The sequence below is a fragment of the Paenibacillus guangzhouensis genome, from assembly GCF_009363075.1.
GTDB classification, from domain to species: domain Bacteria; phylum Bacillota; class Bacilli; order Paenibacillales; family Paenibacillaceae; genus Paenibacillus_K; species Paenibacillus_K guangzhouensis.
Genome location: NZ_CP045293.1, coordinates 5191380 through 5207500 on the forward strand (window position 1 = coordinate 5191380; position 16121 = coordinate 5207500).

Annotated in this window: 13 protein-coding genes, 8 tRNA genes and 1 rRNA gene (1 of these 22 only partly in view); 1 reads left to right on the forward strand and 21 read right to left on the reverse strand. The window is 47.9% G+C overall.

Translation table 11 applies throughout. From position 1 onward, the window contains the following. Nucleotides 1–13 precede the first annotated feature (13 nt). On the reverse strand, nt 14–649 hold the full coding sequence (gene hisG, locus GCU39_RS23320; RefSeq protein ID WP_152395664.1) for an ATP phosphoribosyltransferase: 636 nt from the start codon (nt 647–649) through the stop codon (nt 14–16). Further along, entirely contained in the window at nt 649–1764 is a 1116-nt protein-coding gene (locus GCU39_RS23325) for an ATP phosphoribosyltransferase regulatory subunit (protein WP_152395665.1), read from the reverse strand. The genes hisG and GCU39_RS23325 overlap by 1 nt, the downstream gene beginning before the upstream one ends. Before the next feature lie 275 nt (nt 1765–2039). On the opposite strand from GCU39_RS23325, the gene GCU39_RS23330 reads away from it, so the two are divergent. Beyond that, nucleotides 2040–4043, forward strand: coding sequence for a DUF5693 family protein (locus GCU39_RS23330; protein ID WP_152395666.1), 2004 nt, complete (start codon nt 2040–2042; stop codon nt 4041–4043). A gap of 86 nt (nt 4044–4129) precedes the next feature. Here GCU39_RS23330 and GCU39_RS23335 read toward each other — a convergent pair whose 3' ends face one another. From GCU39_RS23335 to GCU39_RS23425, 19 genes are all read right to left on the reverse strand, one after another. Continuing rightward, complete coding sequence (locus GCU39_RS23335) at nt 4130–5053, reverse strand: polysaccharide deacetylase family protein (protein WP_152395667.1); 924 nt, start codon at nt 5051–5053, stop codon at nt 4130–4132. 153 nt (nt 5054–5206) lie between these two features. Beyond that, nucleotides 5207–5689, reverse strand: coding sequence for an acyltransferase (locus GCU39_RS23340; RefSeq protein WP_152395668.1), 483 nt, complete (start codon nt 5687–5689; stop codon nt 5207–5209). Next, nucleotides 5686–6339 (reverse strand): pyrophosphatase PpaX, encoded by a 654-nt coding sequence (gene ppaX / locus GCU39_RS23345; RefSeq protein ID WP_152395669.1) that lies wholly within the window; start codon nt 6337–6339, stop codon nt 5686–5688. Before ppaX ends, GCU39_RS23340 begins: the two co-directional genes overlap by 4 nt. Beyond that, complete coding sequence (gene lgt, locus GCU39_RS23350) at nt 6336–7388, reverse strand: prolipoprotein diacylglyceryl transferase (RefSeq protein ID WP_152395670.1); 1053 nt, start codon at nt 7386–7388, stop codon at nt 6336–6338. Before lgt ends, ppaX begins: the two co-directional genes overlap by 4 nt. A 35-nt stretch (nt 7389–7423) precedes the next feature. Next, nucleotides 7424–8362, reverse strand: coding sequence for an HPr(Ser) kinase/phosphatase (hprK, locus tag GCU39_RS23355; RefSeq protein ID WP_152395671.1), 939 nt, complete (start codon nt 8360–8362; stop codon nt 7424–7426). 150 nt (nt 8363–8512) lie between these two features. Then, a complete protein-coding gene (locus GCU39_RS23360) occupies nt 8513–9640 on the reverse strand; it encodes an ABC transporter ATP-binding protein (RefSeq protein WP_152395672.1) in 1128 nt (375 codons plus the stop codon). A gap of 89 nt (nt 9641–9729) precedes the next feature. Then, nucleotides 9730–10878, reverse strand: a complete 1149-nt coding sequence (locus GCU39_RS23365) for a PucR family transcriptional regulator (RefSeq protein WP_152395673.1) — start codon at nt 10876–10878, stop codon at nt 9730–9732. A 40-nt stretch (nt 10879–10918) separates the two neighbouring features. Further along, on the reverse strand, nt 10919–11362 hold the full coding sequence (locus tag GCU39_RS23370; RefSeq protein WP_152395674.1) for a C40 family peptidase: 444 nt from the start codon (nt 11360–11362) through the stop codon (nt 10919–10921). An 18-nt stretch (nt 11363–11380) separates the two neighbouring features. Then, nucleotides 11381–11794: a hypothetical protein gene (locus GCU39_RS23375; RefSeq protein ID WP_152395675.1), complete on the reverse strand. Its 414-nt coding sequence runs from the start codon at nt 11792–11794 to the stop codon at nt 11381–11383. Nucleotides 11795–11828: 34 nt separating this feature from the next. Continuing rightward, nucleotides 11829–12692, reverse strand: a complete 864-nt coding sequence (locus tag GCU39_RS23380; RefSeq protein WP_321575604.1) for an MraY family glycosyltransferase — start codon at nt 12690–12692, stop codon at nt 11829–11831. Nucleotides 12693–12901: 209 nt separating this feature from the next. Then, a tRNA-Lys gene (locus GCU39_RS23385) sits at nt 12902–12977 on the reverse strand. An 18-nt stretch (nt 12978–12995) separates the two neighbouring features. Then, nucleotides 12996–13080: transfer RNA gene (locus GCU39_RS23390), tRNA-Tyr, on the reverse strand. A gap of 52 nt (nt 13081–13132) precedes the next feature. After that, nucleotides 13133–13208 (reverse strand) — tRNA-Phe (locus tag GCU39_RS23395). Between the two features lie 67 nt (nt 13209–13275). After that, nucleotides 13276–13352, reverse strand: a tRNA-Asp gene (locus tag GCU39_RS23400). 17 nt (nt 13353–13369) lie between these two features. Further along, nucleotides 13370–13445: transfer RNA gene (locus GCU39_RS23405), tRNA-Thr, on the reverse strand. 19 nt (nt 13446–13464) lie between these two features. Then, nucleotides 13465–13540: transfer RNA gene (locus GCU39_RS23410), tRNA-Val, on the reverse strand. Nucleotides 13541–13549: 9 nt separating this feature from the next. Further along, nucleotides 13550–13626 (reverse strand) — tRNA-Met (locus GCU39_RS23415). 41 nt (nt 13627–13667) lie between these two features. Next, nucleotides 13668–13759 (reverse strand) — tRNA-Ser (locus GCU39_RS23420). Nucleotides 13760–13850: 91 nt separating this feature from the next. Beyond that, nucleotides 13851–16121: ribosomal RNA gene (locus tag GCU39_RS23425) — 23S ribosomal RNA — on the reverse strand; it runs 659 nt beyond the window's last position.

Consider the following 16121-nt stretch of genomic DNA (forward strand, 5'->3'; position numbering starts at 1 on the left):
TCATTTATCCGATTTATTTCGATACATTCGGGATGACTCTCTGCAGTTGATCACAGAGTCCCTGGATCGCATCATTCTTCATCCGGTAGCTGACCCGGTTCGCAATCAATCGACTTGTAATACTAAAGATTTGTTCCATCTCCACCAATCCATTATCGCGAAGCGTCTGCCCCGTCTCTACCATATCAACAATCCGATCGGCGAGTCCGATTAATGGCGCAAGCTCGATGGATCCGTTCAATTTAATGACATCCACTTGCTGCCCAAGTTCACGGAAATATTGTGAGGCAACATTCGGATATTTGGTCGCTACGCGCGGATGAATGACCGGCTTCCAATCCGGTAACCCAATGACAGACATCCGGCATGGCGCAATCCCAAGATCGAGCAGCTCGTAGACGTCTTTATTCTCCTCCATAAGGACGTCTTTACCCACGATACCAATATCCGCAACCCCATATTCAACATAGGTCGGCACATCGACCGGCTTTGCCATGATGAACTCCATATTCGCTTCCGGCAGCTCGATGATTAGTTTGCGCGTATCATCGAAATCCGTTGAGATCGGCAGTCCCGCTTCACGAAATAGAGCAGACGCCTGCTTATAGATTCGCCCTTTGGGCATCGCCACTTTTAACGTATCTCGCATCAGACATCCCCCTCTACATATCTCGTAACAACACAATTTCCGGCCTCACGTAAAGTTCGTGCCTCCCGGAACACTTGTGCACGCGTTTGTGCTGTATATGATAACGTAATGATTGCCTGCTGATCTTGCTCTTCATCTCCTACGACATCCAGTATTCGCGTCGTCTTCAATGCGAACCCTGTAGCCGGTGCCGGACGGCCGAATTGCTGCAGCAGATTGTCATAGCGGCCACCGCTGCAGACAGGAGAACCAAGCTCTAAGGCATAACCTTCGAAAGTCATCCCCGTATAATAAGAGAAATCCCCGATCATCGTCAGATCCAATAGAACATGTTGACTGACCCCGTAGGCCTCCAATGCTTCCCATACCATATGCAAATGTTCAATCGAAGCTCTGGTCTGTTGTTCGCTGCTTAGCTGCAATGCTTGCTCGCATATCTCTTTGCCGCCACGTAACCGTAGAATCCCTTCTAATATCTGCTGTTCCGACGCATCAAGTCCCCACTCACGAATCCGCTCCCGGTATCCAACATAATCACGGCTTAGCAAACAGAGCTTCAGCGCTTCTTGATCCTCCTTGCGATCATGCAGGACCTCTTCGAATAGGCCGTTTAAGAAACCGACATGTCCCATAGCGAACTTAAACTGAGAGACACCCGCTGCCTGAAGTGAGGCAATTGCCAGCGCCACAACTTCTGCATCCGCTTCAGCCGTAGCGTCCCCGACAAGCTCAACACCCGTCTGGAAAAATTCCGCTTCACGTCCCGCTTCCTCCTCAATCGTCCGGAACACATTGGAGTGGTACGAGAGCCGAATGGGAAAAGCTTCATCCTTTAATAGAGATGAGACAACACGCGCAATGGGGGCTGTCATATCCGAACGCAATACGAGCGCAGTACCTCGATTATTCAACAGCTTGAACAGCTTATGATCCGATGTAGCACTCGCCACACCGACAGTATCGTAATATTCAATCGTTGGCGTCAAAATTTGCCGATAGCCCCAGCGGCCCATGCAATCCAGCACATTTCGCTCGATCGTGCGCAGTTTGGATACCGCATGCGGTAGATAATCTTTGACACCTACTGGTTTTTCGAAAACTTTAGGTTTTGACATTCCATCCACCTCGAATAATGCTTTAGTAAAGTAATGTGCTACCATGGTAGTATGCTACCAAATTAAAGATTATTGATCATGTTAACACGTTCCATACCCAACGTCAATCACCAACAACCCATTCTTCCTTCTATTTATTTTACCAGAATTAACCGTATTCGTCCCATCATGTCACAATTTCAACTATTTACGTATGGATAAAAATGGTTATAATAAATGTAACAAATTGACACCTTGTCCACGCTCCTTGCACCCTATCCCTTCTGGAGGATTCTATGAACACTTGGCACAAATGGTGCTCAGTCCTTATCGCCCTGATGTTACTCATCTCCATACCGACTTGCATCGAGCGCGTACGATATGAACATTCGTACAAACCATTGGAGATTGCGATTCCCTATCACCCTCTATCAGCACAGGACAGTATTTATACCGAGCATAACCAGGAGCAATGGATGAAGAAATTCATTCAGGCCGGCGTAACGACGTTTATCGTTCAAGATACGACGCTGGAACAGCTGCAATCCAGGCAAAAACTTACATTCTCGGCTGGGGATGATCTCGCAAACAGCTTGAATCAAGAGCAAATGTATCTCAAATATCTCACAAAGAGCAGTTCAGTCATCCAGTTGAATCAACCTTCGCTTAGCGAAGCGAATTATTACGAGCAAATGCTCGAAGACGCTTTTAAAGATAAGCTTCGCAAAATCGAGTTGGATAACGGTGATCCCATCTACATCGTCCGTGGGAGCTCCAAACAAATTGCATCACAACCACTCGGGATCGATTGGACCCAAATTCAATATATTCAGAAACGCTTTCCTGTCGAAATCGCCGTACAATATACGAACACCGCTATTTACCACGATGAGACCTTCATGCAGCGACAGTTCGAGATCTTAAATACAATGGATATTCATCACCTCGTCTTTAAAGGTGATCAAGCGATCGGTTATCCGCTGCAGACGAAATGGATGGCCGACACAATGAAAGCTTACGGTATGTATTTCAACTTCGATAGAACTCAGCAAGGAGCCAAGCAATTAGCCAAACAATCGGGGTTCCAGTTGATTCGTGACATGACGGTGGATCCACAGCACTTGCAATACTTGCCTGTCAAACAAGCAGCCTCACAGCTCGCAGACGAGGTGACGAATTGCGCCCTCCAGATGATCACGCTTCCGATTACGAGGACAGATATCGTCACTGATGCCTTTGGGATGCTTCACCTCACCCGCATTATTGAGAATACCTTAGAGGCTGTAGCGCCCCACTATACAGCTGGGTTAGCCGTTCCGCTAGCAAGTCTGGATGTGAATGATGGATTTGCAATACATCGCATGGTAGCTATATTCGGCATCACACTGCTAACCATGCTAACCGCATACAAATTGACCCGAGCATCCTCATCTTATTGGTTCGTCCTTCTTCTCTCATTAACATGCTTCAGTGCATGGCTCTTGGATAGCTCATATACGGTATGGCTCGAGAACAGCTATGCCCTTCTTGGTATCGTTGCAGCCCCTACGTTAGGCATGATTCTAGCTATTGAACGGCTTGAACGTTGGTCGGCTAGAAATCCATATACGAGATCCAGTCTCATATCCTATCCGCTTCAACAGCTCATCCAAGTGATTTTCGCCTTTCTCTTGTGCGGACTTATCACTTTAATCGGCGCCATATTCATGATCAGCTTCTGGCATGATATGAATTATTTGACCGAGGTCGTACGTTTCCAAGGAGTTCGATTGCAGCTCATTGTAACTATCTTGCTCGTGGGCATCTATCTTTTGCTTCAACGTCACCAACACCCAACCACTCCAAGCCATGATTCCATGGAACAATCGCCCAAGTGGTGGTTCAAATTCAGTCTGATCATCACCGCCTTTGGTGTTACGATCTTCGTTCTCTTACCGATATCACCAATATTGGGGAACGAACTAGGGCCAATTGGGAGAGAATCTGGAATCCTTACCTTTCTTCATCCCAATGAATGGCTCGTGGGACACCCCTTATTTATACTTGCTTCCTATGGGATACTTAGGAAAAGATCACACTATATACTATTCATTCCTGCTATGATCGGACAAATAGCGATGATGAACGCCATAATGCACATCTACACCCCCTTGCTGACATCGATCAGTCGCAGCATCATCGCAATGGTTACTGGCTGCATCATCGGACTAATCCTCCACGGCATCCAGATTCTAATCCAGAACACAACCATACGAATATCCCAGTTCAAGCAGCAGCGTGAATCACACACCTCTCTCTAGGAGATACAACAAGGCCCATCAGCTTCATGTTCAACCATGATAGCCGATGGGCTTAAGTGATAGGATACATATTCTTGAGTTGAAGACTATACGGTGACCATCATCGAATAAGGTGTTAACGGTCGAATATCCTTCCGTCTTCCCTGATGTTTCATCAATTGAATCAATTTCGTTGGATTCATCTTCTGGTTCCCTGCATTCACGCGATATCCAATGCGATCCGCGCGTGTATTAATTCCTGCATTGACCGTGAACATAAGCGGGATATCCGTCTGCTTCGCCACTTGAATCACCTCAGGCCGATAAGCGCCATACGGAAAAGCCAACACCCCGTACGTATTGCCAAGCTTCTCACGAAGCATCCGCTCGGATGAAGCCAAATCCTTCGTAACACGCAGCGTAAATTCCTCTTTGGTCTCAATACGCTTGAGGTCTTTCAAGTACAGACGTTTGGACATCACCGGCTTCATATCCCCCTTCGCATTATAAGGGCCATACTGATGAGAATCGAACGTATGGTTGAAGAAGCTCATCCCGCCTGCTTTCATCTCTTTCATTTGCTCCCACGACAATTTCGGACGCCCGACATGCTTCGGATTATCGATAGATGAGACAATAATGAAGTTGGTCGCCGTTAACCGCATCTTTTTCAGAATAGGGTAGACTTCTGTATAGAAGCTCTCATATCCATCGTCGAACGTTAGCAATACTGCATTATTCGGTACTGATTTATGTTCTAACATAAATGCCACATAATCATCCATGGAGATCACATTAAATCCATGATTGACGATAGCTTCGAGTTGATCCTTGAATAATTGCGGTGAGATAATCGATTTAATTTTCGGATTAGCCGATATTTCATGATACATCAGAACCAAGACTTTGTCCTTGTAATACACGCCATTCGATACTGCATTTGGCCTCGCCACCGCTCGTTGTCCTCCACTACTGAGCAGCTCGATCATCAACAACATGACTGCTCCCAACAGCCCCATTTTCCACTTCATTACTTAATGCCTCCCCAGACATCTATACATGCATATTCCAATACTTATTTTTCCTGCTTCATTAAATTACCATGTTTTCTGCAATACGTCATTCATTTACATGAAAAAAATACCTACAGTTTATCCGTAGGTATTTTGACTTCAATATTGGGTTTATTTGGGGGAAATGACCTGCATCGGATTCCCGCCGACGAATTGGCCCGCCGCGACATCTTTGTGAACAACTGAACCTGCCGCCACGACTGCATTGTCGCCTATTGTTACACCGGGTAATATCGTGGAGTTCGCTCCGATCATGACGTTGGATCCAATCAATACATCACCAAGACGATACTCCTTGATCAGATACTCATGGGCCAAAATCGTCGTATTATACCCGATAATCGAGTTATCACCGATGGAGATCCGTTCAGGAAAGAACACATCCACCATGACCATCAAGCCGAATGCCGTATCTTTGCCAATTTTCATCCCGAGCATTCGCCGGTAAATCCAGTTCTTCAAAGGTAAATGAGGGCAATATCTTGCCATTTGAATGCTAATAAAATTTTTGACGCCCTTCCATGGACTGACTGTGCGGTAAATTTGCCAGAGCGCATTCGATCCTTCGACGGGATATCGCTCAACATTCCTCACACGCGATCCTGCTCCAATCCGACTAAGGCATATAAATCCCGCATGTCATGAATAACATGCTTCGGCTCATAAGGCGCAAGCGCCGCTTCACCTTTCAAGGACCAACTGACAGCTACAGAAACAGCTCCTGCCGCATTCGCAGCCTGGATGTCTGCAGGGCTATCCCCCACCATCAATGTCGTTGCTGGGTTTGCGCCTAGCTGCTCTATGGCCAGTAACACCGGCTCAGGGTGCGGCTTCGGATTCTGTACATCGAGAACGGTAACAACAGTACCCAAATAAGGGAGGAGGTCGAACATCTTCAGAGCCCGTTCCGTCGTCTCCCGAACCTTCGTCGTAACGACACCCAGCTTCACTCCATGACGATGGAGATTCTCAATCACTTCGAGCACGTAGGGGAACTCGCGAACCAATTCATCGTGGCGTTCACGATTGTACTTCCGATAAGCATCCACGAATGGCGTAACGTCCTCTTGCCCTGTGAACTGACGCATCTGGCTCTCTAACGTCTGTCCCATGTAGGGAATAATCTGCTCACGATTAAACGTTGGCGGTGTATGCTCTTTGAGTACATAGAGAAAAGTCTCAATAATTAAATCGTTCGTATCTATAATCGTTCCATCTAAATCAAATAATACCGTTTCAATCACAACGTAGGCTCCTTCTTGTCTGACGACTCATCAGCTGAGCCATCCTCTTGTTGTTGGGTGCGATTCACAGGTTCTGCAGGTCCTGTTGATGGGATTGTCGCTGCAATTTCTTGCACAGCAGCGCTTTTCGTATTCACAATTGGATCTATATAACGTGCATTCGCATAGCCTTTGACACGACGCACAACGATGAGAATGATCGCTGCGACAATAATGATAATCGCGAGCAATTGCGAGATTCGCACGTTACCGTAGGACGGATCGAGGTGTCCTGGTTCGAATAAGAGCTCCATTGGCGCCCAGAAGAATCCGACGAAGGAAGCAAGCCAATCCGGTCCGAGGAATGCAAGACTATCTGTACGCAAACCTTCCACGAAGAAACGACCGACCGAGTACCAGATGAAATAAGACATGAATAATTCCCCAGCGCGCAAGAACGATTGACGGCGCAGCACGAACAAGAGCAGAATCCCGATTAGGTTCCACACCGATTCATACAAGAAGGTCGGATGGTGGTAGACCATGCCTGAAGCCTCTTGCACATACATCTGATTGACGATAAAATCAGGCAAATGCAGCGTGTTCCGAAGGAAAGACTCCGATACAGGACCGCCGTACGCCTCCTGGTTCACGAAGTTCCCCCAGCGGCCAATCATCTGCCCAGCAAGCAGGGAAGGTGCGCAAATATCAGCAATTCGCCAGAAAGAATATCCCTTCTTACGGACGAGGATGACTGCACAGATAATCGCACCGATGAGTGCACCATAAATCGCAATCCCACCGTTCCAAATCTTGAATATATCTAGAAGATTATCCTTATATTCATCCCATTTAAATGCCACATAATAGATCCGCGCGCCAATTATGGCTGATGGTACACCGAGCAATAGAAGGTCCATGAAGAAATCTTGCGGAATGCCGAATCGCTTACCTTCGCGAATCGCAAGCAATAGACCCACTAATGCCGCCGTTCCAAGGATGATGCCATACCAATGCACAGCAATCGGTCCGATGGAAAAAGCGATCGGGTTCAATAACAAATACTGCATAACTCACACTCCTACTTCAGTCCATATCGTAAATCTTAATCCAAATCGTCCGTATCTTCCGAGATCGTCTCCGTCAGCTTATTCGTAAATTGCAACGCAGCGTTATAACCCATCCGCTTCAGGCGATAGTTCATTGCAGCCACTTCAATAATAACAGCTAAGTTCCGACCTGGGCGAACAGGGATTGTCACGAGTGGGATATCGGTATCGATAATTCGTGTCTTCTCCTCATCGAGCCCCAGACGGTCATATTGCTTGTCCTGCTGCCAAGCTTCTAGCTTGATGACCACACTAATTCGCTTGTTATTACGCACCGCACCGGCTCCGAACAATGTCATCACATTGATGATCCCTATCCCGCGAATTTCAAGTAAGTGGCGAATCAATTCCGGTGCTGTCGCGTGCAATTGGAAATCGGAGGTCTGACGAATTTCTACCGCATCATCGGCAACAAGGCGATGACCGCGCTTCACGAGTTCTAGCGCTGTCTCACTCTTACCAATACCGCTGCTACCGGTAATGAGCATTCCTACGCCGTATACATCTACGAGTACCCCATGAATCGTTGTCGTTGGCGCGAGGCGCTTCTCTAGAAAACCTGTAATCCGGCTTGAGAGCGTCGTCGTCGCAACCGGACTGCGCAACAATGCTATATTCTTCTGATTTGCCATATCAATAAACTCTTGCGGCACTTCCAAATTTCTCGTTACAACAATACACGGCGTCTCTTCCGAACCAAACTGTTCAATGCGATTCTTCCGCTCCTCAGGGGATAGCATTTGGAAGAAAGCCAGTTCCGTCTTCCCTAGAATTTGCACGCGATCGACGGGATGATATTCGAAGTAACCCGCCATTTCAAGACCTGGGCGATATAGATCATCGACCTTAATAATGTGTTTTAATCCTGCTTCACCTGCAAGAACCTCTAAGTTGAATTGTTCGACCAATTCTGAAACTTTTACCTTCTTGGACATATCTTCCTCTCCTTATCTCCGATGTCATTATCGTATCTGATCTTGGCATTGAAATCAAATTCTATTGCGCCATATATGGGGCCTAGATAACCTATTATGAAAAAAACCGCCCTGCAAGAGGACGGTTTTTGATTATAAGCTTATACGCGCTTATGCTTCGTATTGGAATACGTTTAGCTCGCTGTCTTTGTCGAATACATGAACTTTGTTCATGTCAATCGCAAGCTTCACGTTTTGGCCTTCTTTCGTGTTCGAGCGTCCGTCTACACGAGCGATAACGCTGTCTTTACCTACGCCGTTCAAGTAAAGCAACATTTCGTGACCCAAGTTCTCGGATACTTCAACGTGTGCGTTGAAGATGCTGTTAGGCGATGCTTCCAAGAATACTGGCTCTTCATGAATGTCCTCAGGACGAACACCAAGAATAACTTTTTTACCGATAAAGCCTTTATCTTTAAGTGCTTGTGCTTTACCAGCAGGCACTTCAACATCAAGTCCAGTTGCTCTGAAACGAACTGCTCCACCTTGCTCAGTCAAATCGCCTTCGATGAAGTTCATTGTTGGAGCGCCAATAAATCCAGCTACGAAGATGTTCGTAGGGTGGTTATACAATACGTCTGGGGAAGCTGCTTGTTGGATGATTCCGTCTTTCATAACGACGATACGATCACCCATTGTCATAGCCTCGATTTGGTCATGCGTTACGTAGATAACAGTTGTCTCTAGACGCTTAGCCAATTTGGAGATTTCCGCACGCATTTGTCCACGAAGTTTCGCGTCCAAGTTGGAGAGCGGCTCATCCATCAAGAATACTTGCGGCTCACGAACGATCGCACGGCCCAAGGCAACACGCTGACGTTGACCACCAGAGAGTGCTTTTGGTTTACGATCTAGCAAGTGCTCGATATCAAGGATTTTCGCTGCTTCGCGAACACGCTTGTCGATGTCGTCTTTTTTGAACTTACGAAGCTTCAAACCAAACGCCATGTTCTGATACACGTTCATATGTGGATACAATGCATAGGATTGGAATACCATCGCGATATCGCGATCTTTAGGCGCTACATCATTAACGACACGATCTCCAATATACAATTTACCTTCAGAGATTTCCTCCAAACCTGCGATCATACGAAGTGTTGTTGATTTACCACAACCGGACGGACCAACAAGTACTAAGAATTCTTTATCTTGAATGTCTAAGTTAACATCGATTACTGTCGCTTTATCGGAACCTGCATATTTTTTGTAGATGTGCTCTAATTTTACGCCTGCCATTGGTTATTCCCCCTACACAGAGATTTATTTTATACATTTATCTTATCTCATGTCCCAGCGGATGACTATACACATACTTCACAAAAATACTACTTCCTTTTCGTCACTTTATACAATAAGAGAATCAACTTCACAAGAACCGCATCGCCGAACGTTCGAACGTCAAGCCCCGTCTCTTGTTTGATCTTATCAAGCCGATATAACAGCGTATTCCGATGAATGTATAATTTCTTGGCCGTATCGCTTACATTGCAGTCCAGTGAGAAGAATGCTTCTAATGTTGTCAGCGTCTCTGGATCTAAGAACACGTCGCTGCGGGAGAGTACCCGATCGATAAATTGCCTGCGCACCCCATCCGGGATGCTATTGATTAATCGCTCCATATGCAGCATCCATGGCAGATGGATATTCGACGTGACGTGGAAGGCTCGTCCGAGATACATCGTCTCTCGTAACAGCCCTACGGTCGAGAGTAGAGTATGCGCAGGCACCATCGGATAGGATACAGCCAGATGGCATTCCCCAAGCCATTCATTCGACAATAGCTCATATAGCCCTTCGCAGAACAGAGCCAGCGCTTCTTCAGGCTTCTCGGCACTGTCTCCTTCTCGATCCTCCGCTGAAGCCAGGAGCTCTTCCGCACACAGGATAAGCCATTCTTTCTCTTCTAATGGAATTAAGTACACTTCCCCGCCAAAATACGACTTCAGCAGCTTATAAAGCTCCGAATAAGTTGTATGCGTATGCTGTGGGTGATCCGATACGAGCAAGAATGGAATCATGGAAGGCAGCAATCGACTTTTTAACCCGATACTGTCTGGCAGTTCCTCGTCTTGTGCAGCTGTATATTGTCCACCTAGTTTTTCATGGATCCACTGACTGAGCTGATTCGCTCGCTGTTCTTCGCTATTCCCCGCTTTATGCATGCCTTCTTTTTGCGTGAGCCCGGAAGATTGTAGAACCCACTCGATAAGCGCGCGTTCCGCTCCTGTCAGTTGATTGGATTCGACAGTTAACAATTCGACATCCGAACCGCTCTTCTGATGCCAACGAAAATATACTTTCCCATCCAGTTCAATACTTAGCGCCTGCCCATTCATGACATCGGCTGATTCTTGCATCGTTCGCCACTCGGTTTCGGAGCATGATACTACTGAACATGTTACGCCCAACAACTTCTCTAATCTGGTCTTTGTTGCCATATCCGTCATTCGCCCAACCGCCTCTACCCGAATCATTCATTGCTTATTCGTTACTATTGTAACATAACCAATCGAATCATTTCACGACGCGGCGAGCCATGACGAAGCGCTGCTTCCAGATCGGGTGATGGATTGCCGTGTAGCGAACGCCGCCTCTGCCATAGGTATGAATCATCATCCCATTGCCCGCGTACATCGCGACGTGTGCGATTTGTCGTCTAGACTGTCTACCGGTGAAGAACATCAGATCCCCGACACGTAACTCTTGCAAAGAGACGCGCTCCCCCACCTTGGCCTGTTGTCTAGACACACGCGGCAAAGAAAAGCCTTCCTGCGCATAGATTGTCTTGATAAAAGATGAGCAGTCAAACGTGTCTGTCTGCCCATATCGCGCTCCTAACACATACGGCACACCAATATAGCTGCCTGCGCGTAGAATCAAGGAAAAGCGCGTTCGATCCGCAGGCGACAAGATACGTCTAACACGAAGGAGATCATATTGTCGGTTCACTTCTTTCATTGAACGATAGATAACCGATTACTCTGGCCCTGCGTAAGCGATATGATTCGAATCTACGACAATGCCAACCCACATCTGCTGACGTCTATTTCGATCGAAGTCTCCATAATACATCAAGTCACCGGGCAGCCACGCTGTTGCAACTCTTGCGATCGGTGTCCCTAACTCGAATAGTCCTTCAAACTCCCTCGGCATTTGAACATCTAACTTGTGAAAAATATCCGTCATCATCGCAGCTGTGGCAAGGCTCGAAGGCCTGATTGGCGTGTGGTGAGATGCTTTAGCTCTTTGCGCCCATGCAATCTGAGAGAATGTGTTCGTATCTCGTTCCCTTCCGTTCACCTTACCTTCGTCCGCATGAACGGTAGAACTCCCCAATACCAAGGTGACCATGACCAAGATGAGCCATGGCAACCGAAATATGCGATACATATTAAATAGTTCCTCCTTCAATTTACCTGCTGCATCATGGCATCGATAACATCACGACAATCGACAGCAGGCCGAACAGTACCGTGACCAGGTATATAAAGGATACGACCTGCGGCTGTGTTAACCCCCAACGCATCAATGCGTGGTGTGTATGTAATTTATCAGCACGGTGGAGTCCCTTACCTTCTTTGAGACGTCTGGAGAATACAATGATCGTATCGAGGATCGGAAAGCCTAAAGCTAACATCGGAATAAGAATCGTAACGAATGCTGTGCTCTTGAATGATCCATTCACTGCAATGACGGCTAGCGTGTAGCCGAGAAACGTCGCACCCGCATCACCCATAAAGATTTTGGCGGGGTAGAAATTATAAATCAGAAAGCCTAAACATACGCCGCATAGTGCTATCGTTGCTATCGCTGTCTCTGCATCACCTTTGATAAGTGCAACGACACATAGTGTTAAAGAGGAAATCGAGGCTACGCCTGCAGCCAACCCATCGACACCATCGATGAAATTCATCATATTCGTCATGGAGAAGACCCACAGCACAGTCGATATATAGACGAACCAGCTCGGGAACATCCACATCCCTTCTTGGAAGTCACGAATGCCGGTAATTTGAATATGGAACCATAGCGGGATGGTCGCCGTCAGCAAATAGACGATTAATCTCGGCCATACAGGGAATTCCCGTCCATGTGCTTTGAAGCCATCATCAACTAGCCCGATGATTACCAACAACGTCCCGCCGATCGTGATCGACAGTGATAAAGCATCGAACCCCCGCATAAGGAGTAGTGTTATCATATATCCAATATAGATCGCAATCCCACCCATCAGCGGAATCGGATTATCATGAATCTTACGCTTCGTTGGGCGATCGACAAATTTCATACGGATCGCGATCTGACGCACAATGGGCACAACAGCTGCAACAATACCAAAACTAATGACAAGAGCAAGAATATATCGGATCGCTGATCCCCCCAGAATTAGACAAGGCTACGTGCTGGTAGTCTCCCCTGATTCCTATAAAAGCATGCAAAAAACGCTTCAAGTCAAATGACCTGAAGCGTTGAATGTACGTGATGTAGTTAAAAAACTGGTGAGCCATGAAGGACTCGAACCTTCGACACCCTGATTAAAAGTCAGGTGCTCTACCAACTGAGCTAATGGCTCTTATTAAGAAATAAGAAATGGTGGAGGCTGATGGATTCGAACCACCGAACTCGGAGAGAGCAGATTTACAGTCTGCCGTGTTTAGCCACTTCACTAAGCCTCCATGCTATTCAATTATGATTCCCATGAGTACGCAGCTTATGTCAGGAATCAAATGGTGGCTCGGGACGGAATCGAACCGCCGACACGAGGATTTTCAGTCCTCTGCTCTACCAACTGAGCTACCGAGCCATAATGCGATTTTGAGCAAAAAAATAAAGTGTAGGAGATGTTAGTCTCTCCACTTTAGGTAATATAATGGCGGAGCTGACGGGATTCGAACCCGCGGTCTCCTGCGTGACAGGCAGGCATGTTAGGCCTCTACACCACAGCTCCATATGCGATTATATTGATGGTGCCGTCGAGAGGACTTGAACCCCCAACCTACTGATTACAAGTCAGTTGCTCTACCAGTTGAGCTACAACGGCATATATAAGATGATAATGATGGTGGAGGCTAACGGGATCGAACCGCTGACCCTCTGCTTGTAAGGCAGATGCTCTCCCAGCTGAGCTAAGCCTCCGTATAAAATTGGTAGCGGCGAAGGGAATCGAACCCCCGACCTCACGGGTATGAACCGTACGCTCTAGCCAGCTGAGCTACACCGCCACATTAATACTTATTATATCTCATTTAGGAAGCTTGTACAATGGCGGAGAGAGAGGGATTCGAACCCTCGCACCACTTACGCAGTCTAACCCCTTAGCAGAGGGTCCCCTTATAGCCACTTGGGTATCTCTCCAACTGAGATATCGTAAGGATATCAGGAATATCAAGCACTTAAGCTTTTTGCTCCCTGAAAACTAGATACGAGATAATTTGCGTTTTATGTTTAGGATAAGCCCTCGACCGATTAGTATTGGTCAGCTCCACACATTGCTGCGCTTCCACCTCCAACCTATCAACCTCGTCGTCTTCAAGGGGTCTTACTAATTGGGAAATCTCATCTTGAGGGGGGCTTCACGCTTAGATGCTTTCAGCGCTTATCCCGTCCGTACTTGGCTACCCAGCGGTGCTCCTGGCGGAACAACTGGTACACCAGCGGTACGTCCATCCCGGTCCTCTCGTACTAAGGACAGCTCCTCTCAAATTTCCTACGCCCACGACAGATAGGGACCGAACTGTCTCACGACGTTCTGAACCCAGCTCGCGTACCGCTTTAATGGGCGAACAGCCCAACCCTTGGGACCTACTTCAGCCCCAGGATGCGATGAGCCGACATCGAGGTGCCAAACCTCCCCGTCGATGTGGACTCTTGGGGGAGATAAGCCTGTTATCCCCAGGGTAGCTTTTATCCGTTGAGCGATGGCCCTTCCATGCGGTACCACCGGATCACTAAGCCCGACTTTCGTCCCTGCTCGACCTGTATGTCTCGCAGTCAAGCTCCCTTATGCCTTTGCACTCTTCGAATGATTTCCAACCATTCTGAGGGAACCTTGGGGCGCCTCCGTTACTCTTTAGGAGGCGACCGCCCCAGTCAAACTGCCCACCTGACACTGTCCCCGAACCGGATCACGGTCCTAGGTTAGAACTCCGATACGATCAGGGTGGTATCCCAACGGCGCCTCCACCTAAGCTGGCGCTCAGGCTTCTTAGGCTCCCACCTATCCTGTACAGATCGTACCAAAGTCCAATATCAAGCTGCAGTAAAGCTCCATGGGGTCTTTCCGTCTTGTCGCGGGTAACCTGCATCTTCACAGGTATTAAAATTTCACCGGATCTCTCGTTGAGACAGCGCCCAAGTCGTTACGCCATTCGTGCGGGTCAGAATTTACCTGACAAGGAATTTCGCTACCTTAGGACCGTTATAGTTACGGCCGCCGTTTACTGGGGCTTCGGTTCACAGCTTCGGGATTGCTCCCTAACCACTCCCCTTAACCTTCCAGCACCGGGCAGGCGTCAGCCCGTATACTTCGCCTTACGGCTTCGCACAGACCTGTGTTTTTGCTAAACAGTCGCTTGGGCCTTTTCACTGCGGCCCCCTCGTGCTATTCACACTACCGGGGCACCCCTTCTCCCGAAGTTACGGGGTCATTTTGCCGAGTTCCTTAACGAGAGTTCTTCCGCGCGCCTTAGAATTCTCTTCTCGCCTACCTGTGTCGGTTTGCGGTACGGGCACCATCACCTGGCTAGAGGCTTTTCTTGGCAGTGTGAGATCATGACCTTCGGTACTATAATTTTCCCTCCCCATCACAGCCCAGCCTTATCGATGTGCGGATTTGCCTACACATCAGCCTCACTGCTTGGACGAGCATCCATCAGCTCGCGTCACTACCCTACTGCGTCACCCCATCGCTCATAACGGCTTACGGTGGTACAGGAATTTCAACCTGTTGTCCTTCGACTACGCCTTTCGGCCTCGCCTTAGGTCCCGACTTACCCTGAGCGGACGAACCTTCCTCAGGAACCCTTAGGCTTTCGGCGGACAAGATTCTCACTTGTCTTTTCGTTACTCATACCGGCATTCTCACTTGTATGCTGTCCAGCGCTCCTTACGGTACACCTTCAACCTACATACAACGCTCCCCTACCCCTGCAACATAGTTGCAAGCCATAGCTTCGGTGGTGTGTTTAGCCCCGTTACATTTTCGGCGCAGAGTCACTCGACCAGTGAGCTATTACGCACTCTTTAAATGATGGCTGCTTCTAAGCCAACATCCTGGTTGTCTGTGCAACTCCACATCCTTTCCCACTTAACACACACTTGGGGACCTTAGCTGATGGTCTGGGCTGTTTCCCTTTTGACAATGGATCTTAGCACTCACTGTCTGACTCCCGGTTATAAGTCTATGGCATTCGGAGTTTGACTGAGCTTGGTAACCCTTGGCGGGCCCCGCACCCAATCAGTGCTCTACCTCCACGACTCTTGACACCGAGGCTAGCCCTAAAGCTATTTCGGGGAGAACCAGCTATCTCCGAGTTCGATTGGAATTTCTCCGCTACCCCCACCTCATCCCCGCATTTTTCAACATGCGTGGGTTCGGGCCTCCAGTGCGTGTTACCGCACCTTCACCCTGGACAGGGGTAGATCACACGGTTTCGGGTCTACGTCCACGTACTATGTCGCCCTATTCAGACTCGCTTTCGCTGCGGCTACGGCTCTT